Source organism: Sandaracinus amylolyticus (assembly GCF_000737325.1).
GTDB lineage: Bacteria > Myxococcota_A > Polyangia > Polyangiales > Sandaracinaceae > Sandaracinus > Sandaracinus amylolyticus.
Map to the genome: position 1 here is coordinate 6,065,284 of NZ_CP011125.1, position 25,882 is coordinate 6,091,165.

A 25,882-nucleotide genomic window follows, 5' to 3' on the forward strand; every position below is an offset into this window, starting at 1 on the left:
GAAGAGAGGGCGACATCCGTCGTCCTCTCTTCTGCATTGTTGTCCTCCTGTCCGCCGAGACGGCTCGCTACGGAATCCGTAGCGCTATGGATTTCGTAGCAGCGCGCGATCACCGGCGAGCGTCGTCTCCCACCGCGCCCAGCGACGGGCGCCCGTACGGGACGCGCGATGTGGCGCGCTCTCCTCCTCCTCCGAGAGCGCCCAATCGTGCACGCCTCGCCGCGCATCGCGCGGCCCGCGGGGGTCGACAGGGGGCGAAGCCCCCGGGGAAACGACGAGCTGAGATCCCGTACGGGACGGGCGCGTGGCGCCGATCTCGTCGTTCGAGATCGGCGTCACGCGCCCTTCCCGTACGGGATCTCAGCGCCAGCGCAGAGCCACGGCCGTGCGATCGTCACCGCGACCGCGGCAGCTCACGACCGCCGCGCGCACTTCACGCGCGCCGGTGAGCTCGAGCATGCGCTGCCAGAAGCCCGCGAGCGCCCACGCGTACGACAGCGACTCCGGCGCGCCGATCTCGATCTCCACGCGCACGCCGCCGCCCGGCGTCGGCAGCACCTTCGCGTCACCGCGCGAGTGATAGAGCCTGAACAGCTGCGGGATCCGCTCCGTCGCGGCCGAAGGGCTCGCCGTCTGCATGAACAAGCGATGCGTCGTCGGCAGCTCGCGATCCGCGATCGCGCGTCCGATTCCCGTCGACGTCGCGCCGTCACCTCCGCCGAGCACTCGCTCCGCGCCGCGCACGAGCTGATCGAAGAGCGCCATCGGCAGCCACGCCATCGGCAGGATCACGCCCGAGAGGCGCGCGAGCGACTCGCGATCGAGGTGCTCGCGGATCTGCGCGACCGCCGCCGCGCCGTGCGCGGCCTCGAGGTGATCGAGCGTCGCGATCACCAGCGAGCCCTTGATCTCGACGTCCGCGCTGCTCGAGCCGCTGCGTGACGGAGTCAGCACCGACCACGGATCGACCGGCAGCGGCGTCGCGGAGGCGAACGACGACTCGCGCGACACCGGAGGCTCGGGGTCGATCGGCGCGAGCAAGCGCGGCCCTTCGCGTGCCGGGCCGGTCGCCTCACGATACGAGAGCGAGTCGCGGCCGATCGGCGTCGCGCCCGAGGGCTCGCGCACCGCCGCCGCGCTCACCACGCCGCTCACCGGCTCGCGCGGGAACGGCGCCGACGGCTCGCGCACCGCGACGGGCATCTCGCGCGACGGCGTCGCTCGATGCGCGCTCTCGATCGCCGCGCGCGCGCGCGCCTCGTCCCAGTCGTCCGACGCCGCGAAGAAGTAACGCGCACCGCCGCTCGGCACCGGCGTCGCGGCGATCGTCGGCGTGCTCGTCGCGATCGTCGGCTGCGAGAGCGCGCTCGCCGCAGCGGCGCGGCGCGCCGGATCGAGCGAAGGACGCGACGCGGGCTCGAGCGAAGGGCGCGACGGCGGCGAGCGCAGCACCGGCGGCGGCTCGATCGGCGAGGGCGGCCCATCGCGCATGACCGCGATGCGATCCGCGTGGCCCGCGGGCGACACCGGCGTCGTCGCCTGCATCATCGTGGGGATCGGCAGCGCCGAGCCCTCCATGCTGTCGAGGCCGTGCGGCGACGGCGCCTCTGCGCCGAACGGGATCAGCGCCGCGAGCATCGCCTCCGCGCTCTCGAAGCGCGACTTCGGATCCTTCGCGATCGCGCGCAGCACGACGGCCTCGAGCGCGGGATCGAGATCGGGCCGCATCAGGCTCGGGCGCGGCGGCTCCGAGCGCAGGATCGACTGCAGGAGCTGGTGGTAGTTCTCGCCCTCGAAGGGAACGCGCCCCGTGATGCACTCGTAGAGGATCACGCCCACCGCGTAGAGGTCGACGCGATGATCGAGGTTCTTCATCCCGCGCGCCTGCTCGGGGCTCATGTAGAACGGCGTGCCCATCATCACGCCGGTGCGCGTGAGATCGAGCCCGTCGCCCTCCTCGCGACGCACCTTCGAGATGCCGAAGTCGAGGATCTTCACCCAGTCGGAGTTGTTCGCGCGACGCGTGAGGAAGACGTTGTCGGGCTTCAGATCGCGATGGACGATCTGCTGTCGGTGCACCGCGTCGAGGCCCGCGAGCGCCTGACCGACGACGTCGCACGCGCGGCGCGGCTCGAGCCGATGCTCCTTGCGCAGCAGCGCGGCGAGCGACTGTCCGCGCAGGTACTCCATCACGAGGTACGGCGCGTTGTCCTCGGCGAACCCGAGGTCGAGGATCTCGACGATGTGCTCGTGGCCCGTCGCCGCAGCGGCGCGCGCCTCGCGCTGGAAGCGCTGCACGGCCTTCTCGTCCTGCGCGAGCTCGGGATGGAGCCGCTTGATCGCGACCTTGCGCCCGATGAGCGTGTGCTCGGCGACGTACACCGCGCCCATGCCGCCCTCGCCGAGCAGCCCGATCACGCGGTACTTGCCCGCGATCAGACGGCCGATGAGCGCCCGCCCGACCGTGAGCGCCTTGCCGGTCTTCGGGCAGTGCGTGTACGACGTCGGGTGCGGCTCGCCGCAATGCGGGCAGGGCGTGCCGGAGGAGTCCGGCGCGCTCGGAGGCGGGATCGCCATCGGCTCGGTCGAGCGAGTGTCCTCGCTCGCGACGCCTTGCGTCAAGCCGTTCCGTAGGGTTCCCGCCGGCCTGGACGGGGCCACCGTCGTTTCGAGCGGGCATCGCGCGCACGTCGTCGCAGGACGTGCGTGCACGCTCTTGCGATTCGCGCGCGAGGCGCGCTAAAGCGCGCTCGATGTCGCACCGATTCTGCGCGTGTCACGGCTCCGAAGCGATGTTCAGCGCGAGCGCGAGCGCGGCCGACGGCGGTCGTCCCTTCGCGCTCCCCGGCGATGCGCCGCAGTGGGGCCGCCCGCGCCCCTTCGCGATCGAGTCGCTCGTCGTGCGTGTCGCGCTCGACCTCGACGCGCGCGCGGTCGACGGCGACTGCGAGATCGGCGTGAAGCGGATCGATCCCGAGGCGCGCGAGGTCGCGCTCGACGCGATCGACTTCGAGCTCTCGAGCGTGGAGATCGCGCGCGGCGAAGGACAGTGGGCCGCGATCGCGCACCACTACGACGGGCGCGAGATCCGCATCGACGCGAGCGCGATCGGCGCGCACGGCGCGACGTTCCGCGTGCGCTATCGATGCACGCCGCGCCGCGGGCTCTACTTCGTCACGCGCCGCGCGCTGCGCGCGCGCACCGCGCCCGACGCGAAGCCGAGCGAGGTGTGGTCGCAGGGCCAGGACCAGGACAACCGCCACTGGTTCCCGTGCGCCGATCATCCGAACCAGCGCATGCGCACCGAGATGATCGCGACGGTGCCGAAGGGCTGGTTCGCGCTCTCGAACGGCGAGCTCGTGTCGCGTCGCGCCGCGGGCGACGTCGAGACCTTCCACTGGCGACAGAGCGACCCGCATCCGTCGTACCTCGTGACGCTCGCATGTGGCGCGTTCGACGAGGCGCACACGAAGGAAGGCGCGCTGCCGATCGACTACTACGTGCCGCGCGGAGACGGCGCGCACATCGAGCGCTCGCTCGGTCGCACGCCCGAGATGATCCGCGTGTTCGCGGAGAAGCTGCGCACGCCCTTCCCGTGGGTGAAGTACGCGCAGGTCGTCGTCAGCGACTTCATCTTCGGCGGGATGGAGAACACGAGCGCGACGACGCTCTTCGATCGCGCGCTGCTCGACGAGCGCGCCGCGCTCGACGTCGACATGGAGTCGCTCGTGTCGCACGAGCTCGCGCACCAGTGGTTCGGCGATCTCGTCACGTGCCGCGACTGGAGCCACGCGTGGCTGAACGAGGGCTTCGCGACGTACCTCGAGCACGTCTGGCGCGAGCACGCGGAGGGCGCCGACGCGTACCTCTACGGCATCGAGCAGGACCTCGACACGTACCTCGACGAGGATCGCGATCGCTATCGCCGTCCGATCGTCACGAACATCTGGTCCGCGCCGATCGACGTGTTCGATCGTCACCTCTACCAGAAGGGCGGGCTCACGCTGCACGCGCTGCGCTCGCACCTCGGCGACGACGCGTTCTGGCGCGGCATCGCGCACTACCTCGAGCGCATGCGCGGCAAGGGCGCCGAGACGCGCGATCTGATGCGCGCGATCGAGGACGCGACGGGTCGCTCGCTCGAGGCGTTCTTCGATCAGTGGGTGATGAAGCCCGGCCACCCGCAGCTCGAGATCTCGGGCGAGCACGAGTCCGGCGTCTTCAAGCTCACGGTGACGCAGGCGCAGGCGAAGGGACACGAGCCCCACCCGATGTTCACGTTCGATCTGCCGGTGATCGTCGTGACCGACGAGGGCAGCGAAGAGCACCGCGTGCCGGTGAGCAAGCAGCGCGAGACGTTCGCGCTCAAGTGCACGAGCGCGCCGAAGATGGTGATCGTCGATCCGCGCTCGAGCGTGCACGGCACGGTCGACAATCGCCTCTCGACCGCGCTGCTCGCGGAGCAGCTCGTGAAGTCGACGAGCGCGCAGCCGCGCTGGCGCGCCGCGCGCGCGCTCGGCAAGCGCAACGAGCCGCGCGCGGTCACGGCGCTCGCGAAGGGCCTCGCGGCGGCGGACGCGTTCTGGGCGGTCCGCGCGGAGTGCGCGAGCGCGCTCGGAGAGCAGCGCACCGAGGACGCGCTGCGCGCGCTGCTCGCGGGCGTCGTCGACGCGAACCCGAAGGTGCGGCGCGCCGTCGCGGCGGCGCTCGGTCGCTTCCGCGCGATCACGCCGGGCGATCTCGGATCGCGCGCCGCGGACGCGCTGCTCGCGTGGATCGAGCGCGGCGATCGCAGCTACCTCGTCGAGAGCGAGACGCGCCGTGCGCTCGGTCGCACCCGCGATCCGCGCGCGTTCGACGTGCTCTCGAAGCGCCTCGCGGAAGACGGCGTGTCGTGGGCCGACGTGGTGCGCCAGGGCACGGTCGACGGGCTCGCCGCGACGCGCGATCCGCGCTCGCTCGCGCTGCTCATGGAGGTGCTCGGCGACGAGCAGGCCCCCGGTGTGCGTCGCTCCGCGCTCGGCGCGCTCGGCCGCGCGCGCGAGATCGTCGACGAGGGCCCGATCACCGTGAAGGTGCGCGAGGCGATCGAGCAGACGATGACCGCGTTCGATCCCGGCGTGCGCATCGCCGCGTGCCGCGCGCTGGTCGCGCTGCGTGACGGCGCGGGCACCGGCGCGATCGCGCGCCTCGTCGATCGTGATCTCGATGGTCGCGTGCGGCGCCAGGCGCGCGAGTCGCTGCGCGACCTCCGCGATCGCAGCGCGCGCGGCAAGGAGGTCTCCGCGCTGCGCGACGAGCTCGAGCGCGTGCGCGGTGAGCTCCGCGAGCTGCGCGACAAGGTCGGCGTGATCGACGTGCGGGTGCGCGACGCGAACGGCGCCGCGAAGACGACCTCGTCGGACAAGGCCGAGAAGCCCGCGAGCTGAAGCGATCCGGCTCCGCTCGTCGGGCGGAGCCGCCGGCTCAACGCGCGGGTGGCAGCACGCTCGCCCGCGAGACCGCGCCCGCGAGCACGTCGAGCGTGATGCGCTCGCGCGTCGCTTCGAGACAGCGCTGCCGGCCGACGTGCGCCTCGGTCCCGAACGCGCGCACCGCGTGCTCGACGGCCTGCGCCGCGTAGGCGCGCTGCGCGTAGTACGCGTCGTCCGCGCGCGGATCGCAGGCGAAGCACGCGGCCGCGGCGGCGAGCGCCGCCTCGGACTCGAGCACCGAGTCCCTCGCGATCTCCTCCGCGGCCTGCGTCGCAGCGAACGCCGCGGCCCACGCGTCGGCGGGTCCGCACTCGCCGCGTGCCCACTTCGTCGCGGTCAACACCGCGCGTCCCGGCCGGAGATCGGCGGGACGTGTCCGCTTGATCGCGAGGCTCGCCGCGTCGGCGGCCGCGATCACGACGAGTGGGCGCGACACGCCGACGCTCATCGCGATGCGCACGAGCCAGTCGCCCCGGCGGCACTCCTCGAACGCGCGGCGGACGTCGCGGTCGTAGGTGTCGAGCCACCGACCGACCTCGCCGTCGAGCTGACCGAGCGACTGCATCGCACCTCCCCTGATCGCCCGGCCCGCTCTGCTGCAGTGCCCGTGCCTCGCGATTTTACTGTGGATTTCGCGATCCGGCCTGGGGTCGCGAGCCCTCGCCCCGGGCGCCCATCCCCCACGCGACATCTCGCCCCGGTTGAGCATCGCGCACTCGTTCCTACACCCCCAGAGCAGGAGGCGCTTCGATCATGCGGAAGACGATCCTGATGCTCGCGATGCTGGCGATCGCGTGCGGCGGGCACGACGGCGCGAACGCAGGCGTGGCGGCGGGCAAGCCCGACGAGCCCTCGGCCGGAGCGGAGGCGCTGGTCTTCCCGGCGTCGGCCGCGGTCGGCGAAGAAGGTGCGCGTCGTCCGGGTGACGGCGTCGCGCTGCGCGTCTGGTCGCCGACGCCGATCGGCGTGCTGAGCGCGGACGCGCTCGAGGCGTACCGCGTCGTGCTCGAGGCGGAGAACACCGGCGGGCAGGACCTGTCGGTCGCGTCGTCGTGGGCGCGCACGCGCATCCAGCGCGCGAACGGCGATGCGATCGAGGGCTGCCTCGGCGCGCCCGTCGCGGTGCCCGACACCGCGGCGATCGCGCCCGGCGGCTCGCTGTTCGTCTCGCTGCCCGCGCCGTGCGCGCTCGAGAGCGGTGGGCGCTACCAGGTGCTCGTCGATCTCTCGATCGGCGCGCGCTTCGGCGAGAACGCGGAGAGCGTGCGCAGCGCGCGCCACGAGATCGTGGTGAACACCGAGCTCCCGCCGTTCCGCGGCGACGAGCTGCCGCCGATCCCGCAGCGTTGATCGCGCCGCCGGGGGTACCCTCGGCGCGCCGATGAGCGACGACGAGCGAACGCGCGCCGCCAAGCGCGCGCCCGAGGAGACCATCGCGGCGCGCCCGCGCGCGCGAGCTCCGGAGCACGCGCCCTCCCCGCGCGCCGAGCTGCCGATCGTGTCGCTGCACGGGCCCGCGACGCTCGGCGCGTTCGGGAGCGACGAAGCAGGCGCCGAGCTCGCGGTCACGAGCGTGCTCGGCGTCGGCGGCATGGGCCGCGTGCTGCTCGGGCGCCAGCGATCGCTGAAGCGCGACGTCGCGATCAAGATGGTGCACGACCCGAGCGCGATGCAGGACGACCTCGTCCGCGAGGCGCGCATCATCGGGATGCTCGAGCACCCGAACGTCGTGCCGGTGCACCTGCTCGCGCGCTCGGAGCGCGAGGGCGCGCCCTTCCTCGTCATGAAGCGCATCGAGGGCGTGCGCTGGCTCGATCTGATCCGCGCGTCCGATCATCCGCACTGGGCGCGCGTGCCGGGCAGCGAGGATCGGCTCGCCGCGCACCTCGAGATCTTCGGCGCGGTGTGCAACGCCGTCGCGGTCGCGCACGAGCGCGGGATCGTCCATCGCGACATCAAGCCTGCCAACGTGATGGTGGGCCGCCTCGGCGAGGTCTACCTGACCGACTGGGGCGTCGCGCTCGATCGACACGGACCGCTGCGCGACGACGCGCCGTTCGCGGGCACCCCGACGTACGCGGCCCCCGAGATGGTGCGCGGCGACGAGCGCGAGATCGACGAGCGCACCGACGTGTTCCTGCTCGGCGCGACGCTCCACCACGCGCTCGTGGGATCGCCGCGGCACAGCACGGTGAGCGTCGAGGCCGCGCTCGGAGGCGCCGCGATGGTCGAGCCCTTCGCGTACGGGCCCGACGTGCCCGGGGAGCTCGCGTCGCTGTGCAACCGCGCGACGAGCGCGCGTCCCGAGGAGCGCCCCGCGAGCGCGCTCGAGATGCGCGACGCGGTGCGCGAGTGGCTCCGTCATCGCGACTCGTACGCGCTGCTCGCGCGTGCCCGCGCGCACGTCGCGGCGATCGAAGACGCCGGCGACGGCGTCGACCGCGCGATGCTCGAGGCGCGCATCGCGCTCGACGAGGCCGAGCGCCTCTGGGCGCGCAATCCCGACGTCGCCGCGCTGCGCGTGCGCGCGCTGCGGGCGATCGTGCGCGTCGAGGTCACGCGCGAGCAGCCCGCGACCGCGCGGGTCGCGCTGCAGGAGCTGCGCGAGCTCGGCGCGACGACGAGCGACGAGGACGCGCTGGTGCGCGCGCTCGAGGCGAAGCTCGCGGAGCGCCGCGCGATCGAGCACGAGCTCGATCTCGACGCCGACGCGATCGCGCGCAGCCGTCTGCTGCTCGCGGTCGGCGTGCTCGGCGCGATCACCGCGACGACCGCGATCGTGATGCGCCTCTCGCTCGACTCCGCGAGCGCGCGCTGGCAGGTGCTGGTCACGCCCGGCGTGCTCGCGGTCGGGTACGCCGCGATCGTCGCTTACTTCCGGCGCGCGCTGCTGACGAACACCGCGAACACGCGCGCGGTCGCGACGCTCGGCGGCATCTTCGCGAGCTCGCTCTTCGTGCGCGCGCTCGGGCTCGCGCAGGACGTCGCGCTCCCCGCGATCTTCGTGTTCGATCTCGCCGCGCTCGCGATCCTCATGGCGAGCGCGACGTTGCTCGCGTTCCGACGGCTCGCGCTGTTCGCGGGGTTCGCGGCGTGCGCCGCGATCGTGGGCGCGATCTGGCCCGAGCGCGCGCAGCACGCCTACGTCGCGACCGTGCTCGCCGCGCTGGTGCACGCCTACCGCGAGTGGGTGCGTGCCCGCCGCGTGACCGGCGCGCGATGAGCGCTCAGCGACCGAGCACGCGCCGCAGCCGCGCGAGCGCGTCGCGCAGATCGTCGGGCGGCACCGACGTGAAGCACACGCGCGCCCAGCCCTCGTAGTCGGTGCCAGACGCGCTGCCCGGCGTCAGCAGCACGCCCTCGTCGAGGCAGCGCTCGAGGAAGCCCATCGTGTCCTCGCCCTCGCGGCGGTACGGGCGCACGTCGGCGAAGAGGAACGTGCCGCCCATCGGGGCCGGCAGGTCGAACGTCGCGGCCGTGCGCTCGGCGGCGTCGCGATAGAGCCGGCGTGCGTTCTCGAGCCACGCCGCGCCCTCGTCGAGCGCGCGCGCCGCGCCGAGCTGCATCGGACGCGGCGCGCAGTACGTCGAGAACGTCTGCACGCCGCGGATCGCCTGCATCGCCTCCGCCGGCCCGTGCGCGAACCCGACGCGCGCGCCCGCGAGCCCGAACGCCTTGGAGAGCGAGTGCACCACGATCGTGCGACCGCGGAAGTCCTCGCGCGCCCACGCGGGCTCGGGGGGCGCGCTCGTGAAGTAGAGATCCTCGTAGACCTCGTCGCTGAGGATCCAGAGGTCGTGCCGCTTCGCGAGCCGCGCGATCGCGGCGAGCGCGCGCTCGGGCAGCATCGCGCCGGTCGGGTTGTGCGGCGTGTTCACGTAGATCGCGACGGTGCGCGGCGTCACGCGCGCCTCGAGCACCGCCTCCGGATCGAACGCGGGATCGCTCAGCCGATCGAAGAACGGGACCTCGATCGCGCGCCCACCGCGACGCCGCACCGTCCCGCGGATCAGCGGCCAGAACGGCGCGGGGATCAGCACCTCCTCGCCGGGCTCGATCAGCGCGTCCGCGATCACCGAGAGCGCCGCGGTCGCTCCGCTCATCACCTGCACGAGCTCGCGATCGAGCCGCACCCCCGCGCGCCGATCGACGTGCCGCAGGATCGCGTCGATCAGCGCGGGCTCGCCCTGCACCGGCGCGTAGTTGTGGAGGCGCGGGAAGCTCTCGGTGCGCTGCGCCTCCGCGCGCGCGACGTCGAGCGGCTCGAGCCACGTGTCGCCCACGTGCAGCGGATGGACGAGCCCGCCGCGCTCCTTGGCGCGCGCGGCGAGGCGGGAGAAGACGCGATCGGTGAGCCCGTCGGAGCTGGATGCGACCTGCGGGAAGCGCGGCATGGCGCGCGCAGCGTACGTCAGCGGATGCCGAGAGATCGAGCCGAGCGCCCGGAGCGGGCAAGCAGGGCTGGGGCCCCGCGTGCAGCGTTCGGGGAGAGGGGCCCCGATCCGGCTCTGCCGGTGGGGGGAGTGGTCTTCCAAGACCCCTCCCGAGAACACAGCTCACGGGAACGTGACGGCCAGCGTGCGCTGCACCGCGGGGCGCTGCTCGAGCTGCGCGACCCATCGCTGCACGTTCGGCCACTCGGCGAGCGTGAGCCCGAAGTACGACGGGCTCCGCGTCCAGAACAGCGTGAGCATGTCGGCGATCGTGTACTCGTCGCCCGCGAGGTGCGCGTGCTGCCCCAGCTGGGTGTCCAGCACGCCGAGGATGCGCTTCGTCTCGTTCACGTAGCGCTCGATCGCGCCCTCGTTGCGCTCGCGCTGGCGCAGGAAGAACCCGGCCTGCCCGAACATCGGGCCCACCGCGCTCATCTGGAACATCACCCACTGCATCGTGCGCGCGCGCGCCGCGGGCTTGGTCGGCAGGAAGCGACCCTCGCGCTCCGCGAGGTGGATCAGGATCGCGGCGGACTCCGCGATCGACACGCGCGAGCCGTCGATCGTCGTGTCGAGGACGGGGATCCGAGCGTTGAGGTTCCGCGCGAGGAACTCCGGCGTCTTCTGCTCGCCCTTGCCGATGTGGACCTTCACGAGCTCGTAGTCCGCGCCGAGCTCTTCGAGCATCAGGATGGGCTTGAGGCCGTTCGGTGTGCCCCAGGTGTAGAGCGTGTCTCGCATGGGCCCGTTGAATACGGCCGCGGCGTCGAGAACGGAAGCGCTGACGCGCTGCGTCGCGTCTTCGTGATGACCATTCCGTGACGGATCGCGGGTCGCTGCTCTCGTAAATTCGTCTCTCGATGAAGTTGCGTCGTCGGGTGCGGAACGCGTGCGGACGAGCGTGGCTGCGCGCGTTCGGGTGGGAGATCGACGGCGGTGCGCCGCCGGTCGAGAAAGCGGTCGTCGTCGCGGCGCCGCACACGTCGAACTGGGATCTCCCGTTCACGCTCGCGATCGCGTGGTCGCTCGACCTCGACATGAAGTGGGTCGGCAAGCACACGCTCTTCGAGCTGCCGGTGTGGGGCCCGTTCCTGCGCTCGCTCGGCGGCATCGGCGTCGATCGCCGCACGAAGAACGACGCCGTGAAGGCGATCGCCGACGTGGTGAAGGACAGCGAGCGCATCCTGCTCATCGTGCCGCCCGAGGGCACGCGCGGCGTCGCGAAGCGCTGGAAGACGGGCTTCTACTGGATCGCGGTCGAGGCCGAGGTGCCGATCGTCCTGGGCTTCCTCGACTTCGCGAAGAAGCGCGGCGGGCTCGGCGAGCTCCTGCATCCGACGGGCGACATCGCGCACGACTTCGAGCTGCTGCGCGAGTTCTACCGAGACAAGAAGGGCAAGCACCCCGAGCGTCAGGGCGACGTCTCGCTCGGCGAGGTCGGCGTGCCGACGCCGATGGCGACCGCCTAGAGACGCGCGCGGCGCGCCTCGATCAGGAACGCGTCGAGCTCGGCCTCGTTCTGCGGCGCTTCGGGGAGCGGCGAGCGCGCGAGCGCATCGTCGAGCGCGGTGAAGAGCGCGTCGACGCGCGCGCGCCATCGCGTGCGCTCGGCATCCTCGAGCGGCGTGCGCTCGCCGGCGCGCTTGCGCTCGATGAGCACCGCGGCGTCGCGCTGATCGTGCGCGTCGAGCAGCGTCGGGAGATCGGTGATCAGCGTGCCGGTCTCGAGCAGGTGCGTGCCCGTCAGCGCGGTGCGCATCACGTAGAGCAAGCGCTTCACCGTCGGTCGTTTGTCGAGCTCGCGCAGCTGGCTCTCGGCGAACCCGCGGTAGTGTCGATGCACGCGCCGCGAGAGAGAGCGCGCGCCGATCTCGCGCAGGCGCTCGAGCATCGACGACGGCGCGAGCACCGCGCTGCCGAGCACGCGCTCGAGGAAGTTGCCGTTGCCGCGCAGGATGCCGGTGAGCGCGTGCCCGAGCTCGTTCGACGTGTAGTCGATCTCGACTCCGTCGAGGATCTCCGCGCGATCGAACGTCGGCACCGGAGGCGCGAGCCCGAGCAGCGCGCGCGTCGGCGCGACGTGGATGCACTTCAGATCGAGATCGCTGTCCGGCGAAGGAAAGCCGTACGCGTGCGCGCCCGAGAGGTACACGACCACGTGCTCGCGCCGGGCGGACTCCTCGGCGATCACACGGCGCGCGACGTCGCGCGCGTGGGCATCGAGCAGCGTCTCGATCATGCGTCCTCCCGCCATTCGAGCTCGGGCGGCTCCGGCGCATCCGCGCCGAACGGGCCCGGCGCGCGCTCGATCCAACGGCGCGCGAGCTCCTCGCCGATGCGTCGCGAGAGCGCGTCCACGCGTCGCACGTCGGGGCGCATCGGGAGCGGCGACACGTCGCGCGCGGCCTCGAGCGCAGGCGCGAGCGCCTCGGCCTCGGCCAGCACGAGATGGAGCGCGACCTCGCCGTTCTTGATCGCGAGCAGGCGATCGCGCGCCGCGTCGGGCACCACGAACGAAGGCTCGCCGGTGCGCAGCCACGCCTCGGCCGTGATCAGGAGGCGCAGCAGGTTGTACGCGTTCTTCGGGCGCAGCTCGCGCGGCAGCGCCAGCGCCGCGGCACGATCGCGCGCGAAGCGTCGCAGCGCATCGAGCTCCGACGCATCGATCAGCCCCTGGTCGTGCATCGATCGATAGAGCTGCTTCACCCACTGCCGCGCGGTCGCGAGCGCGCTCGCCTCGTCGGGCGCGGCGCGCGGTGAGCGCGCAGCGAGGCGCGCCGCGAGCGCGTCGAGATCCAGCGCCGGCTCGTCGCGCAGCCACTCGATCACGAGGTGACGATGCTCCGCGAGCCGCATCCCCTGCTCGAGCCGGCGCAGCTGCGCGAGCGCGTAGCGCGCGAACGTCCCGTAGATCTCGCGCGACACGAACGCGCCCTTCGCCTCGAGCAGCCACGCGCCGATCGGATCGCGCGCGGTCGCCGACTCCACGAAGAGCATCTCGAGCGTGTTCGGATCGGCGCGGAGGGCCTGTCGGATCGTCTTGTCGATCGACCAGTACGCCTCGGTCGAGTCCGCGCTGACGAGATCCTCCGGCGGCGCGAGCAGCCCGGTGCGCCACGGCAGCGGCAGCGCGAACGCGCCGCGGCGATCGGTGTCGGAGCCCTCGCCGGCGAGCCCCCACGCGCGCGAGCCCACGACCGTCTCGATCACCACGCACCCGCGCAGCGCGCTCCAGCTCGCCTCGCGACGCCGCGCGAACACCGCCTGTCCGACGCGCCGCGGCGTCAGCTCGTGGCGCGCGAAGCGCAGCGTGCCGACCCCGACGATCGCGACGTCGATCGCGTCGTCCGCGCCGCCGACCACACGCCCCACCGTGCCCTGCGGCACGCAACGCTCGCCGTGCTCGCGCGCGACCCGCGTGACGACCTCGGTGCCGTGCGGCAGCGGCGTCGACTGCGGATCGAGGTGCGCGAGCGCGTCGATCTTGAGGTGCATCGCGCGACAGGCATAGCGCACGCGGGCGCTCGACGTCGCGCGCGATCGTCGACACGTTCTCGCCCGATGCGACGGCTCGCCCTGCTCGCGCTCGTGCTCGTCGCGTGTGTTCCCGACGCGCCGCCATGCGCGCCGGATCCCGGCGCTGCCGTCGTGCGCGCGACCACGCTCGAGATCGATCTGACGCGCGACCACGTGCGCGCCACGCACGCGCTGCGCACCGACGGCGCGTGCTGCGCGTCGCTCGCGTGCGAGCCGGAGATCGAGCGCGCGCGATGGAACGGCGCGCCCGTCGAGGTCACTCGCGACGGCGCGTCGATCGAGGCCTGCGGCGCGTGCGCCTGCGCGGGCGGCGCGACGCTCGAGCTCGAGTCGGCGCTCCGCGAGCACGTCGTCCCGGGCACCGACGCGGGCTTCCAGCGCCTCACCGACGCAGCGGGGCGGCGCTACACCCGCCTCGCCGCGTGGCTCGGCACCTGCGGCGCGACCGTGCCCTGCGACGCGACGATCGGCGCGCTCCAGCACGTCACGCTCGACGTCCGCCACGCGCGCGAGCAGCTCGTGCTCTGCCCCGGTGCGCGCACGATCGTCGCGGACGATCACACCCGATGCACCCTCGCGGACACGCCCGCGCCGCCCTACGTCGCCCTCGCGCTCGCCGCGAGCGATGCATGGGTCCCCCGGCCCTTCGCCGAGATCGACGGAGCGCGCGTGACGTTCTTCGAGCCGAGCGATGGCCGCGTCGCGCAGAGCATCGACGCCGGCGCCGTGACCGAGCTCGTGCGGTGGCTGGTCGGCGAGCTCGGCCCCCTGCCCTACGGCGACGAGCTGCGCGTCGCCACGATGCCGTCGACCTGGCTCGGCTACGAGCACCCCGCGAACATCGTGCTGAACGACGCGCTCGCCACGCGCACCGACACCGGCTACGCGCGTCCGGCGCTCCACACGCTGCTGCACGAGATCGCGCACCAGTGGGCCGGCGATCGCACCACGCCCGCGAGCATGGCGGACTTCGCGTGGAAAGAAGCGATCGCGGAGTACCTCGTCTACGTCTTCGAGGACGAGCGCCGTCCGCCCGGTGAGGCCGACGCGACGCGCGCGACCTGGCACCGCAACGCGCGCTTCCCGCCGGCGTACCCGCGCCCGATCGACCATCCCGACCCCGCGGTCATCCGCGCGGTCGCGTACGGGCTCGCGCCGATGGCGACGTTCCTCCAGCTCGAGCCGCTCGTCGGCCGCGACGCGCTGCTGCGCGCCATCTTCGCGTTCCTCCGCGACGGCGGCGCGCGCGACACCGACGCGCTGATCGCCGAGATCGAGCGCGCGTCCGGGCGCGACCTCGACGCCTACACGAGTGCGTGGATCGTCGGCGCGGGTGAGCCTCCGCTGCCCCACCTCGAGGCGAGCGTCGTCGCGCTCGGCGAAGGGCGCGCCGAGGTCACGGTCACCCAGAGCGGCCCGGGCGAGCGCGCGTTCCCGATGCTCGTCGAGGTGCGGGTCGCGAGCGCGACGCGCGACGTGATCGCGCGCGTCGACTTCGGCCTCGCGCCCGCCTCGCGGATGGCACGCGCGACGATCGAGCTCGAGGACGCGGCGGTCGAGGTCGAGATCGATCCCGAGGATCGGCTCGCCGACTCGCCGGTGCCGTGGGAGGCGCGACCGGCCGTCCCGCCGCGTCCGACGCCGCTCGAGCTCTGATCAGCGACGCCGCGCCGCCGCGCGCATCGGACGCGCGCGACGCTGGGGCGCACGGCGCGCACCGGTGCGCAGGCCGCGCGTGGTGCCGCGCACTCCGTCCTCGAAGCGCGCCGCGAGCGCGTCGCCGATGCGCTCGAGGGTCGCGTCGTCGATCGCGTGGTGGAGCAGGTCGTCATACGCGTCGTACGCGCCGTCGAGGCGCGCCTCGGCGAGCTCCATCACCCGCGAAAGCTTCGCGTGGTCCGCGCCCGGCGCGCTCATCCGGCGCAGCACTTCGGCGGACACGGTGCGGTCCTCGAGGTCGCCGCTCGTGCGCGCCAGCGGGAAGAGGATCTCCTCTTCGACGCGCAGGTGCGCCGCGAGACGGCTCGCGAGATCGCGGAGACGAAGTTGATCGTCGGTGGACTCGACGGCGTCGAGCAGTGCGCGGACATCGCGGGCACGATCGGACAAGAGCTCGGTCGCGTTCATGGTGTTCCGTGGCCTCCCCGTGGGCCTCGCTGCTGAGCAAGGTGCAGGCCACGCCCGAAGACGCGTGCTCTCGCGCTTTCTCGCCACGCTTCCGTGTCAGCTCACCACGCCCGTGTGCGCGGCGAGGCGTTTTTGCCGGGAGGCCGGCCCCGCTCGCGCGCGCGGAGCGCGTCACTCGGTGCGCGCGACGATGCGCTCGCCGTCGAGCTGCAGCGCGAACGGCGCATCGGGCGCGATGCGCGCGACCTCGATCGCCGGCGCCGGCTCCGCGCCCCAGCGACCGGGCGCGCTCGAGACGTGCGCCATCACCGCGAGCGCGTCCCCGCGACGCCACACGAGCACCATCGCGCCGTCGTCGCGCCGCGCGAGCTGCACGTCGGAGAGCGCGTCGAACGTGCTCGCCCACCACGGATGCTCCTGCGGGGCGCCCTGCTCGGAGAGCGTCACGAGGCAGACGCGCGCGGTGCCCGCATGCTCGGTGCCCCAGCCGCCCCAGAGCACCGCGAGGTGATACCCGCGCCCGTTCCACGCGAGCGCACCGAGCGCCCACGGGATCGCGACGACGCGCGGCGCTTCGATCAGCGCGCCGTCGTGCGCGATGCGGGTCATCGTCGTCACGACGTCGGCGTCGGGGCTGCGCGTGTCCTGCTCCTGCACGAGCACGGTGAACCCGTCGGGCGTCGTCGCGACGAGCGCGGCCGCCGGACGGAGCGTCGGACGTCGCGCCGCGTGCTCGCGAGAGAGCTCGAGCGTGGGCCCCGCGCTCAGCGCACCGCCCTCGACGACGCGCGCGAGGCGAGCGCGCACGAAGGCGTGCTCGCCACCGTGGAACGCGACGACGAGCAGCGCGTCACGCTCACCACCGATCGCAGTGCGCACGGTCGCGCCGTCGTGGAGCACGAGAGGTCGCGCCGCGCCCAGCGAGGCCGTGACGCGCGCGGCGCGTCGTCCGCGCGCCTCGCTCCAGGTCGTCGTGACCGAGACGAGCCCGGCATCGAGCGCGCGCACCTCGCGCGTCGGCCCCATCGGGACTGGCTGCGCGAGCACGACCGTCGGAACGGCGAGCGCGAGCGACACGAGGAAGGCGAAGATCCGCACGATGGACGAGTGCCGACGACGCGCCCGGATGTGACGACGAACGCGGCGGAGCCGTCGCGCGAAGCGCGAACGTCCGGCGTGGACCCCCGGACCCGAACCCTCCCGCGCGCCGATCCCACCTCCTCCCGAGGACCCGGAACGTCCCGCGCGTCGTTCCCACGTCCTCGGCAGGACCGAGATCGTCCCGCGCCTCGATCCCACCTCCTCCCGAGGACCGAAATCGACGCGCGCGTCGATCCCACCTCCTCCCGAGGACCGAGATCGTCCCGCGCGCCGGGTCCCACCTCCTCCGGAGGACCGAGATCGTCCCGCGCGTCGATCCCACCTCCTCCCGAGGACCGAGATCGTCCCGCGCGTCGATCCCACGTCCTCTCGAGGACCCAGATCGTCCCGCGCGTCGATCCCACCTCCTCCGGAGGACCCGAATCGTCGCGCCCGTCGATCCAAGTCCTCTCGACGCACGGAAATCGTTCAGCAATTCGCCCACGACTTCACTCTGCGCCCCAAAGACCCGCGCCACCGGGCGCGCAGTCGGGCGCCGCAGGCGCGCGCTGCGACCCGCGAGCGACCGAGCCGCGCGAACAGCGCGGATCGGTCGCGAGCCATCCCACCGCCACAAAACCGAGACGGCAGACTCCGCGTCACGGCGCGGGGGGTGGGGGTCCGGCGCGCCCACGCAGCGGGTCGGGTCGACGGCAACGCGAGCTCGTCGGCGAGCGAGCGCTGCGCGTGCAGCGCGCGAGCGAGCGAAGCGCCGCCTCCCGAAGCTCGCGCCCTCGCTGAACGGCAGCCGCGAGCACCGGCGCGCCGGACCCCCACCCCCGCGCCCCCGCCGACACGTCGCCGATCTCGAGACAGATCCCCATCCTGAACACTTGCCCCGTCCCCCGGCACATTCGTACAGTGCCGACCACGATGCTCGCGGACGACCCGCCCTTCGCTCGCCCCCAAGCGCCTTGGACGTCCGCCCGCGGCCTCCCATCCGTCCTCGAGCGCTGGCAGGACGACGGCGGGCTCTGGCGCAACGTCGCGCTCCATCACGTCGTCCCACCGCGCGATGCGCACCACGCCGAGGTCCCCGACGCGCTGCACCCGCTGCTCCGTGATGCGCTCGCGCGCCGCGGCATCGAGCGCCTCTACTCCCACCAGGCGCGCGCGTTCGATCTCGCGCGCGAGGGCCAGTCGATCGTCGTCGCGACGCCCACCGCGTCCGGCAAGTCGCTTTGCTACCACCTGCCCGTCCTCGATCGCCTCGCCCGCGAGCCCGACGCGCGCGCGCTCTATCTCTTCCCGACGAAGGCGCTCTCGCGCGATCAGGAAGCGTCGCTCCGCACGCTCATGAAGGACGTGGGCCTCACCCACGGCGCGATCACCTACGACGGCGACACGCCCGGCGACGCACGCAGAGCCGCGCGAGAGCGCAGCGGCATCCTGCTGACGAACCCCGACATGCTCCACGCGGGCATCCTCCCGCACCACGCGAGCTGGGCGCGCTTCTTCGCGTGCCTGCGCTACGTCGTCGTCGACGAGCTCCACACGTATCGCGGCGTCTTCGGCTCGCACCTCGCGAACGTGCTTCGTCGCCTCCAGCGCATCGCGCGCTTCCACGGCGCGGATCCCACGTTCGTGTTCGCGTCCGCGACGATCGGGAACCCGCGCGAGCACGCGCAGCGGATGATCGGCCGCGACGTCACGCTGATCGACGAGAGCGGCGCGCCGACCGGTCCCCGCCACGTCGTCGTCTACAACCCGCCGGTCCTCAACCCCGAGCTCGGCGTGCGCGCGAGCTACCTGAAGACGGCGGTCTCGCTCACCGCGGATCTGCTGCGCGCGGAGGTGCCGACCATCGTCTTCGGCCAGTCGCGCAACTCGGTCGAGGTCATGCTCAAGTACCTCCGCGATCGCCTCGCCGCCGATCGCATCGATCCCGAGTGCATCCAGGCCTATCGAAGCGGTTATCTCCCCGAGACGCGACGCCGCATCGAAGAGGGCCTGCGCGCCGGCTCGATCCGCGGCGTCGTCGCGACCAACGCGCTCGAGCTCGGCATCGACATCGGATCACTCCAAGCGGTCGTGTGCGCGGGGTATCCGGGCTCGATCGCCGCGCTGTGGCAGCGCTTCGGTCGCGCCGGTCGCCGCAGCGATCCCTCGCTCGCGCTGATGGTCGCGTCGAGCCAGCCGCTCGATCAGTTCTTCGCGCTCCAGGCGCACACGGTGATCGGCGCGCCCGTCGAGCACGCGCGGATCGATCCCGACAACGTCGAGATCCTCGTGCAGCACCTCAAGTGCGCAGCGTTCGAGCTGCCCTTCGAAGAAGGCGAGGCGCTCGGTGACGTGCCGCCCGCCGCGGTGAAGGACGCGCTCGACTACCTCGCGCAGCACCAGGTCGTGCACGCCGGCGCCGGCGCGGGCGGCAAGACCGTCTACCACTGGGCGACCGACGCGTACCCCGCGACCCACGTCAGCCTGCGCAGCGTCGGCTGGGACAACTTCGTCGTCATCGACCTCGACACCGACAAGACCATCGCCGAGATGGACTGGCGCGCGACGCACACGATGCTGCACGTGCAGGCGATCTACCAGCACGAGGGCGAGCAGTACCAGGTCGAGCGCCTCGACTTCGAGAACCACAAGGCCTTCGTCCGCAAGGTCGAGCCCGACTACTACACGACCGCGATGACGTACACGCGCGTCGCGATCACGCAGGAGGACGACGGCGCGGTCATGAGCGCCGGCCTCTCGAGCGGGATGGGCGAGGTCTCGGTCATCGAGAAGGTCGTCGGATACAAGAAGATCAAGTTCCACACGCACGAGAACGTCGGCTACGGCGACGTGCGCCTGCCCGAGATGCAGATGCACACGAGCGCGTGCTGGATGACGATCGACGAGGACGTCGTGCGCGCGATGCCCCAGCCGCGCGCGATCGTGCTCGACGCGATCCGCGGCGTCATGAACGCGATGCACCTCGTCGCGTCGGTCGGGCTGATGTGCGATCCGCGCGACCTCGGGCACACGCTGGGCGATCGCGGCGGAGAGGGCGAGCTGCCGAGCAAGGGCGAGCCGCTGTCTTCCCTCGCTGCAGGGCCCGGGTTCGATCCGACGATCTTCCTCTACGACGCGGTGCCCGGCGGGGTCGGGCTCGCGCCGCGTCTGTTCGAGGACCGCGAGTCGCTGATGCGCCGCACCCGCGCGCTGATCGACGGCTGCGAGTGCACGGGTGGATGCCCCGCGTGCATCGGCGCGCTGGTCTCGCCTCCGCCCGCGAGCGCCGCACGCGCCGAGATCGTCACCAGCGCATCGAGCGACCTCAAGCACCTCGCGCTCACGCTGCTCGACGCCCTCGGCGTCGGCGCCACCCACTGAGGGCGAACCGTTGGACCTCAAACGAAAGCTCGCCCGCCTCGGCGCGCCGGGGCCCGCGCCGCAGCCAGCGCCTCCACCGCCCGAGCCCGTCCTCTCCGCGGTCGACCTCGAGCGCCGAGAGCGCATCGCGCGGCTGCGCGCGACGATCGATCGGCTCGAGTCGCGCGACCGCGTCGCGATGCGCACCGCGCCCCGCCCCGCGGCGGTGAAGACACCGCTCCCGGGCACGCTCGACGACACGCCGCACGGCCCGCTGCATCGCGTGGTGCAGTACCTCCCGCCCGCGCACCACCACGGGCGCATCGCGATCGCGCGCGCGCTCGAAGTGCGCAGCGAGATCGCCGCGGCGCTCGCGCTCGATCCCGCGCTCGACGGAGTCGATCTCCGGAAGATGCTGCTGCTCGACACCGAGACCACGGGCCTCTCGGGCGGAACCGGGACGCTGCCGTTCCTGATCGGGATGGCGTGGTTCGAGGACGAGAGCCTGCGCGTGGAGCAGCTCTTCCTGCGACGCCCGGGCGAGGAGCGCCCGCTGCTCGCGCGGCTCGCGGAGCGCATCGCCGAGAGCTCGTGCATCGTCACCTACAACGGGAAGAGCTTCGACTGGCCGCTGCTGCGTACGCGCGCCGTGCTCAACCGCGTGCCGGTGCCCACGCCGCGCGCGCACCTCGATCTGCTGCACTGCGCGCGTCGTGTGTTCGCGCGACGGCTGGGCCAGGTGCGGCTCGTCCAGATCGAGACCGAGGTGCTCGGCATGCGCCGCGAGCGCGACGTCGACGGCGCGGAGATCCCGCACCTCTACTGGGACTTCGTGCGCGGCGCGGAGGGCTCGGTGATCAGCCCGGTGATCGAGCACAACGCGAACGATCTCGTCGCGCTCGCGGCGCTGCTCGCGACGCTCGGCGAGCGCTGGCAGGACGTGCTGCCCGCCCACGAGCCCGAGGATCGCCTCGGCATCGCGCGGGTCGCGCTGCGGCACGGTGATCTCGATCGCGCGGCGCGCTTCGCGGAAGCGGCTGCGAGCGGCGGTGGTGATGCGGAGCTGACGGTCGACGCGCTGCTCGTCGCGAGCTCCGCGGCGCGCGCTCGTGCTCGGCACGACGAGGTGCTGCGCCTGTTGCGCGACGCGCTCGACGCCGCGCCCGACGACGCGCGACGTGCGCCTCTGCACCTCGCGCTCGCGAAGCACCTCGAGCACCGCACGCGCGATCCCGCGGCCGCGCTGGCGCACGCCGGGCGCACCGCCGCGGTCGAAGGAGAAGACGCGTGCGCGAAGCGCGTCGCGCGCCTCGCGAAGAAGCGCGAGCGCGACGAGCAGCGCGAGGCGAAGCGTGCCGCGCGCGAGGCGAAGCGCGCCGCACGCGCGCTGGCGCTCCCCCTCGAGCGGACGACTCCGAAGTCGGAGAGGAACTAGTTAGCGCGTGAAGTACTTCGACATCGGCGCGAAGTAGAGCTGCTTCCAGTCCTCGCGATACTTGTGCGCGCCACCCTTCGGCAGCTCGGTGTGCTTGAGGACGAGGCGCGTGCCGTCGCCCTCGGGCACGAAGCGCAGCTCGAGCCGCGAGTCCGCGTCGTCGTCCTCGAAGTCGCTCGTGCGCCACGCCTGCACGATGCGCTCGCCCGCGTGGAGCTCGAGCGTCTCGCCCTCGATGTATCCGTCCCACGCGGTGAAGCGCCCGCCGACGCGCGGCTCGCAGCTCGCTTGGCCGCCGGTGAACGCGCCGTGCTCGCGCGCATCGAGCCACGCCGCGTAGAGCGCGCTCGGATCGATCGGGAGCGTCACGGAGAGCTCGAGCCTCTCGCGCGCCGGGACGCTGGTGTCGTGCCCGCGCGCGTCGCGCGCGAGCCTCGCTGCGGGTCTCGACAAGAGCTTCGACTTCGGCTTCGCCATCGGACCACCTCGCGCGGGGAAGCATCGACGAGCGCGAGAACGCGCGGAAGCTCCCGGCGCGGAGACGTGGGCGCGCGCACCACCTCACGCGCACGCGCAAGCGTCGCGCGCGATTGCCTTCCAGAGCGCGCGGCGCGGGACTACGTGCTCGTTCAGGTCGCAATGCCGCTCGAGCTTCACTCCACCTCCGGGGCCCTGACGAGCGCGCGCGCCGCCAAGAGCTCGTCCACCTCGCGACGCGCCTCGGCGTCCGATCGCGACGGCTGGGAGCGCATGCGGTACGTGCTCTGTCATCCGCTGCACCTCTCGATCGGCACCACGCTGCTCGCGACCACGCTCCTCGTGGGGAGCGCGTGGATGCTGATCGCGCTCGCGGTGCTCGAGACGATCACGCTCGGCGTGCTCCCTCGGTCGAACGCGGTCGCGCGCCGCGCGCAGCGACATCGACGCGAGCATCGTCGCCTCGTCGCCGCGCAGGCGCGCGTCGCGATGCATCCGTCGATGGAGCCGATGCACGTGCAGGAGCTCGCGGAGCTCGAGCGGCGCATCTCGACGGCGCGCTCGCACGCGGCGAGCGTATCGGAGAGCGTCGAGATCCTCTTCGACGAGTGGCTCGCGCCCGATCGTCTCCTCGACGGCTACGTGCGGCTCTCGGTCGCGCACCGCACGGCGCGCGAGTCGTCGATGCTCGCGGACGCGGCGCAGCTGCACGCGGAGATCGCGGCGCTCGAGCTCGAGCGCGACACCGCGCGCTCGTCGCGCCTGCGACGTCTCGCCGAGCGCCGCATCGAGCTCACGCGCCGTCGCCTGACGTGCCTGCGCGAGGCGGAAGAAGAGCGCGACGCGCTCGCGAGCGAGATCGCGTCGGTCGCCGCGCTGTGTCGGCTCGTGCAGGAGCGCACCACCGCGGTCGTCGGACAGGGCGATCTGCACGCGGAGATCGAGCGCCTCGTCGGCGACGTCGAGCTCTGCGACGACGCGATGAGCGAGGTGCACGCGACCGCGACCGCGCGCGCGGCGGAGCCGATGCTGGTGCGCGTCGCGGAGGAGATCACGGCGCTCCAGGCGCAGCCTCCGATGCTCGCCGACGTGGCGCGCGGGGAGCCGAGGAGCGGAACGGAGAGCGCCGAGCTCGAGGTCGAGCCCACGCCCGCGCACGCACGTCGCCGCATGCACGTCGGCTGAGCGGCGAGATCGCGACGCCGCGAAAACACGAACGCCGCGAGCGCTGTGTGCGCCCGCGGCGTTCTTCAGTGGGTCATCTCGGACTTGAACCGAGAGCCAACGGATTAAGAGTCCGCTGCTCTACCAATTGAGCTAATGACCCGTGATTTTCGATCCGACTCTATCACTCAGCTCGAGTCGAGCACTCGATTCGAGAGCTGAGCACCAGTGGAGTAGCGCGCCCGGGGTGATTCGAACACCCGACCTGCGGATTCGAAGTCCGACGCTCTATCCAGCTGAGCTACGGGCGCCCGGAGGACCCGTGAGATACTCGACTTTCGTTCCTTGTCAACGACTTTCGAGCACTGCCATTCGTGCTCGATTTGCGCTCCGAACGAGAGCGCAGGCGCCGAGCGATCGAGACCAGAACAGTCTCGCATCGCCCGCCCCTCTCGAGAGCGGCAGCCCGTGCGGGCCGCGTTCTCTGCTCGCCGACCCGCGGTCGGACGAGAGGGCTCTATCGAACGTCGAATCCCAAGCGCACAGGGACCCGCACCAGAAACACAGGGTGACCGACGGGAATCGAACCCGCGACACTCGGAGCCACAATCCGATGCTCTACCAACTGAGCTACGGCCACCACGAACGAGGGCCGGCAGTCTAGCGAAGAGCGCTCACCCTGCAAGTGCGATCATCACTCTTTCGGAGTCACGATCACACGGCCCGCGCCCGCATATCGACGCCGCGCCCACTCTGCCATCGCGATCCCGGCCGCGACCGTCATCGGGTAGCTGTGGTTGATCCCGAACATCGGGATCCCGATCACCTCGTCGGACGCCGCGAGGATCTCCGCGCCGACGCCCTCTTCCTCGTTGCCCACGACGATCACGCAGTGCTCGGGCATCTTCGCGTCCCAGAGCCCGACCGACGCGTCGTCCTTCTCGAGCGAGCACAAGAACCAGCCGCGCTCCTTCGCCATCGCGACGAACGCGGCCTCGCTCTCGACCTCGACCACGTTCTCGTAGCGCTGCATGCCCATCGCCGCGCGCTCGTACCAGGGCTCGATCCCGATGAGCACGATCTCGCGCACCAGGAACGAGTGCGCGGTGCGGATGATCGCGCCGACGTTGAACGGGTTCTTCGAGCGACGGATCGCGATGCGCACCGGATGACGGATGCGATCGAGCTCGCGACGCACCTCGTCGATCGGCATCCCGAGCGGCGGAACGTAGGCCATTCACCAAAACGACGAAGGGCCGGTCCGGAGACCAGCCCTTCGTTCTCAGCTCTCGGCCGTCGGCGCTGCGTGTCGCCCGGCCTGCCGCGCCATCTTGTTCAGCGGCAGGTACGTGCCGAAGACGAAGTCCCACAGCGGCGAGGTGATGCCGTAGCGATGGTTCGGCGAGTCGTGGTGGTGGAGCATGTGGTAGCGCTTCAGCCACCGGCCCACGCCACCCTTCGGGTTGAAGTAGTGCGTGTAGTAGTGGACCCAGTCGTACGCGATGTAGCCCGCCGCGGTGCCCGCGAAGATCGGGAACCAGTACGCGCCGAACACGAGGTACCAGATGCCCGCGACGATCGCCGCGAACGGCCAGATCCCGATCGGCGGGAGCACGAGCCGCATCGGGTCGTTCATGAACTCGTGGTGGTACCCGTGCAGCAGGAAGTGCTGCAGGCGCTGCTTCTCGTTCTTCGGGACGAAGTGGAAGATCCAGCGGTGCAGGCAGTACTCGATGAACGTCGTGATCAGGAAGCCCGCCGCGAAGAGCGGGATCACGCCGAGCCCGAACGCCTGGGCGCCCGACCAGAGCCCCCACACGACGAACGGCCCGAACCAGATGCCGGGCGTGATCGGGTGGGCCTGGGCGAACCACTTCTCGAGGAACTGGTTCTTGAACACCTGGATCCGGTTGGGCGGCTTGCCGCGCTTCCCGTTCGGACCGGGCGTCGGCTCGGGCATCTTGCCCTCCGCCGCATCGAGGCACTCTTGCGTGAGATCCAGCAGGCCCATGTTGCTCCGACGTCGACGTTCAGGTCGGCGGAGGGGTAGCATGCGCGCGACTTCCGTCGCAAACGCGCGATGGGGCCCGTGTCGCGGCATCGGCCTCGGTCGATGCGTGGCCTCACTCGATGGCGAGCCGCGCACGACGCCGAAGCTCACTCCATTCTCACCTCCGACCTCCCGCTACTACCCTTTTCGCTAGGAAGAACTCTTGGAGACCACGAGCGAGACGTCCATCGCCGCCGGCATCCTCACCGATCCGACGACGCGCTACGTGATCCGCGAGATCGCTTGGCGGTTCGCGTATCTCCGCCGCGTCGTCATCAACGAGATGAGCCGCGTGCTGACACCCCTCGGCGCGACCGTGCCGCAGTACCACGTGCTCTTCCGCCTCGCGACGGCGGAGGGCCCGCTCTCGCAGCAGGAGCTGACGCTGGACGCCGGCCTCGACGCCGCGGGGGTGAGCCGCCTCGTCGCGCGCATGGCGAAGGACAAGCAGGTCACGATCAAGGTCGACGCGCGCGATCGCCGTCGTCGCCTGGTGCGCCTGACCGCGAAGGGGCGCGCGCTCGAGGAGTCGCTCTCGCCGCTCGTCGACTCCGCGGTGCGGAACATGGTGACGGGCTTCACCGACGAGGAGGCGATGTTCCTCGTGCAGCTCCTCGACAAGGCCGTGCGCTCGACGATGGATCGCGAGACCGACCGCAAGCGCCGCTCCCGCCGTCGCGCCGCGAACGGCCACGCCGAGGCCGAGGCGAGCGAGCCTCCTCGGGCGTGACCGGCGCGGCAGGCC

20 protein-coding genes and 3 tRNA genes are annotated in these 25,882 nt (G+C 72.2%); 9 read left to right on the top strand and 14 right to left on the bottom strand.

From position 1 onward, the window contains the following. Positions 1-360: 360 nt before the first annotated feature. A complete protein-coding gene (locus tag DB32_RS25550) occupies positions 361-2,622 on the bottom strand; it encodes a serine/threonine-protein kinase (protein ID WP_157069388.1) in 2,262 nt (753 codons plus the stop codon). Positions 2,623-2,753: 131 nt separating this feature from the next. Between DB32_RS25550 and DB32_RS25555 the strand changes: the two genes are divergently transcribed. Continuing rightward, on the top strand, positions 2,754-5,429 hold the full coding sequence (locus DB32_RS25555; RefSeq protein WP_053235260.1) for a M1 family metallopeptidase: 2,676 nt from the start codon (positions 2,754-2,756) through the stop codon (positions 5,427-5,429). Between the two features lie 37 nt (positions 5,430-5,466). Here DB32_RS25555 and DB32_RS25560 read toward each other — a convergent pair whose 3' ends face one another. After that, positions 5,467-6,039 carry a hypothetical protein gene (locus DB32_RS25560; RefSeq protein WP_053235261.1) on the bottom strand — a complete coding sequence of 191 codons (573 nt, stop codon included), beginning with the start codon at positions 6,037-6,039 and terminating at the stop codon, positions 5,467-5,469. 188 nt (positions 6,040-6,227) lie between these two features. Here DB32_RS25560 and DB32_RS25565 point away from each other — a divergent pair, with 188 nt between their 5' ends. Further along, positions 6,228-6,824, top strand: coding sequence for a hypothetical protein (locus tag DB32_RS25565; RefSeq protein WP_053235262.1), 597 nt, complete (start codon positions 6,228-6,230; stop codon positions 6,822-6,824). A 31-nt stretch (positions 6,825-6,855) separates the two neighbouring features. Further along, entirely contained in the window at positions 6,856-8,697 is a 1,842-nt protein-coding gene (locus DB32_RS25570; RefSeq protein ID WP_053235263.1) for a serine/threonine-protein kinase, read from the top strand. A 4-nt stretch (positions 8,698-8,701) separates the two neighbouring features. Here DB32_RS25570 and DB32_RS25575 read toward each other — a convergent pair whose 3' ends face one another. Both DB32_RS25575 and DB32_RS25580 read right to left on the bottom strand, forming a co-directional pair. Beyond that, positions 8,702-9,868 carry a pyridoxal phosphate-dependent aminotransferase gene (locus DB32_RS25575; RefSeq protein ID WP_053235264.1) on the bottom strand — a complete coding sequence of 389 codons (1,167 nt, stop codon included), beginning with the start codon at positions 9,866-9,868 and terminating at the stop codon, positions 8,702-8,704. A gap of 162 nt (positions 9,869-10,030) precedes the next feature. Continuing rightward, on the bottom strand, positions 10,031-10,648 hold the full coding sequence (locus DB32_RS25580) for a glutathione S-transferase family protein (protein WP_053235265.1): 618 nt from the start codon (positions 10,646-10,648) through the stop codon (positions 10,031-10,033). Positions 10,649-10,767: 119 nt separating this feature from the next. Here DB32_RS25580 and DB32_RS25585 point away from each other — a divergent pair, with 119 nt between their 5' ends. After that, entirely contained in the window at positions 10,768-11,376 is a 609-nt protein-coding gene (locus DB32_RS25585; RefSeq protein WP_053235266.1) for a 1-acyl-sn-glycerol-3-phosphate acyltransferase, read from the top strand. Here the strand turns inward: DB32_RS25585 and DB32_RS25590 are convergent. Further along, positions 11,373-12,146 carry a nucleotidyltransferase domain-containing protein gene (locus tag DB32_RS25590; RefSeq protein WP_053238953.1) on the bottom strand — a complete coding sequence of 258 codons (774 nt, stop codon included), beginning with the start codon at positions 12,144-12,146 and terminating at the stop codon, positions 11,373-11,375. The two genes, DB32_RS25585 and DB32_RS25590, sit on opposite strands and share 4 nt — an antisense overlap. Further along, on the bottom strand, positions 12,143-13,402 hold the full coding sequence (locus DB32_RS25595; protein ID WP_053235267.1) for a DNA polymerase beta superfamily protein: 1,260 nt from the start codon (positions 13,400-13,402) through the stop codon (positions 12,143-12,145). Before DB32_RS25595 ends, DB32_RS25590 begins: the two co-directional genes overlap by 4 nt. 66 nt (positions 13,403-13,468) lie before the next feature. On the opposite strand from DB32_RS25595, the gene DB32_RS25600 reads away from it, so the two are divergent. After that, positions 13,469-15,100 carry a M1 aminopeptidase family protein gene (locus tag DB32_RS25600; protein ID WP_075097623.1) on the top strand — a complete coding sequence of 544 codons (1,632 nt, stop codon included), beginning with the start codon at positions 13,469-13,471 and terminating at the stop codon, positions 15,098-15,100. Here DB32_RS25600 and DB32_RS25605 read toward each other — a convergent pair whose 3' ends face one another. Both DB32_RS25605 and DB32_RS25610 read right to left on the bottom strand, forming a co-directional pair. After that, positions 15,101-15,571 carry a hypothetical protein gene (locus DB32_RS25605; protein WP_053235269.1) on the bottom strand — a complete coding sequence of 157 codons (471 nt, stop codon included), beginning with the start codon at positions 15,569-15,571 and terminating at the stop codon, positions 15,101-15,103. Positions 15,572-15,742: 171 nt separating this feature from the next. Further along, positions 15,743-16,669 (bottom strand): hypothetical protein, encoded by a 927-nt coding sequence (locus DB32_RS25610; RefSeq protein ID WP_053235270.1) that lies wholly within the window; start codon positions 16,667-16,669, stop codon positions 15,743-15,745. A 915-nt stretch (positions 16,670-17,584) separates the two neighbouring features. Here DB32_RS25610 and DB32_RS25615 point away from each other — a divergent pair. After that, positions 17,585-20,032 carry a DEAD/DEAH box helicase gene (locus DB32_RS25615; RefSeq protein WP_053238954.1) on the top strand — a complete coding sequence of 816 codons (2,448 nt, stop codon included), beginning with the start codon at positions 17,585-17,587 and terminating at the stop codon, positions 20,030-20,032. Positions 20,033-20,042: 10 nt separating this feature from the next. Continuing rightward, on the top strand, positions 20,043-21,446 hold the full coding sequence (locus DB32_RS25620) for a ribonuclease H-like domain-containing protein (RefSeq protein WP_083457762.1): 1,404 nt from the start codon (positions 20,043-20,045) through the stop codon (positions 21,444-21,446). Here the strand turns inward: DB32_RS25620 and DB32_RS25625 are convergent, their stop codons facing one another. After that, positions 21,447-21,923, bottom strand: coding sequence for an SRPBCC domain-containing protein (locus tag DB32_RS25625; RefSeq protein WP_053235271.1), 477 nt, complete (start codon positions 21,921-21,923; stop codon positions 21,447-21,449). Between the two features lie 273 nt (positions 21,924-22,196). Here DB32_RS25625 and DB32_RS25630 point away from each other — a divergent pair, with 273 nt between their 5' ends. Further along, a complete protein-coding gene (locus DB32_RS25630; protein ID WP_053235272.1) occupies positions 22,197-23,108 on the top strand; it encodes a hypothetical protein in 912 nt (303 codons plus the stop codon). Positions 23,109-23,177: 69 nt separating this feature from the next. Here DB32_RS25630 and DB32_RS25635 read toward each other — a convergent pair. The 5 genes from DB32_RS25635 to DB32_RS25655 form a co-directional block, all read right to left on the bottom strand. Then, positions 23,178-23,250, bottom strand: a tRNA-Lys gene (locus tag DB32_RS25635). 74 nt (positions 23,251-23,324) lie between these two features. Next, positions 23,325-23,398: transfer RNA gene (locus DB32_RS25640), tRNA-Arg, on the bottom strand. 256 nt (positions 23,399-23,654) lie between these two features. Beyond that, positions 23,655-23,727: transfer RNA gene (locus DB32_RS25645), tRNA-His, on the bottom strand. Between the two features lie 54 nt (positions 23,728-23,781). Further along, on the bottom strand, positions 23,782-24,324 hold the full coding sequence (locus DB32_RS25650) for a TrmH family RNA methyltransferase (RefSeq protein ID WP_053235273.1): 543 nt from the start codon (positions 24,322-24,324) through the stop codon (positions 23,782-23,784). A gap of 45 nt (positions 24,325-24,369) precedes the next feature. After that, the gene (locus DB32_RS25655) at positions 24,370-25,098 is read right to left on the bottom strand and encodes a sterol desaturase family protein (protein ID WP_053235274.1); all 729 of its coding nucleotides are present in this window, start codon (positions 25,096-25,098) and stop codon (positions 24,370-24,372) included. A 202-nt stretch (positions 25,099-25,300) separates the two neighbouring features. Here DB32_RS25655 and DB32_RS25660 point away from each other — a divergent pair, with 202 nt between their 5' ends. Beyond that, the gene (locus DB32_RS25660; RefSeq protein WP_053235275.1) at positions 25,301-25,867 is read left to right on the top strand and encodes a MarR family winged helix-turn-helix transcriptional regulator; all 567 of its coding nucleotides are present in this window, start codon (positions 25,301-25,303) and stop codon (positions 25,865-25,867) included. The last annotated feature ends 15 nt before the right edge of the window (positions 25,868-25,882 follow it).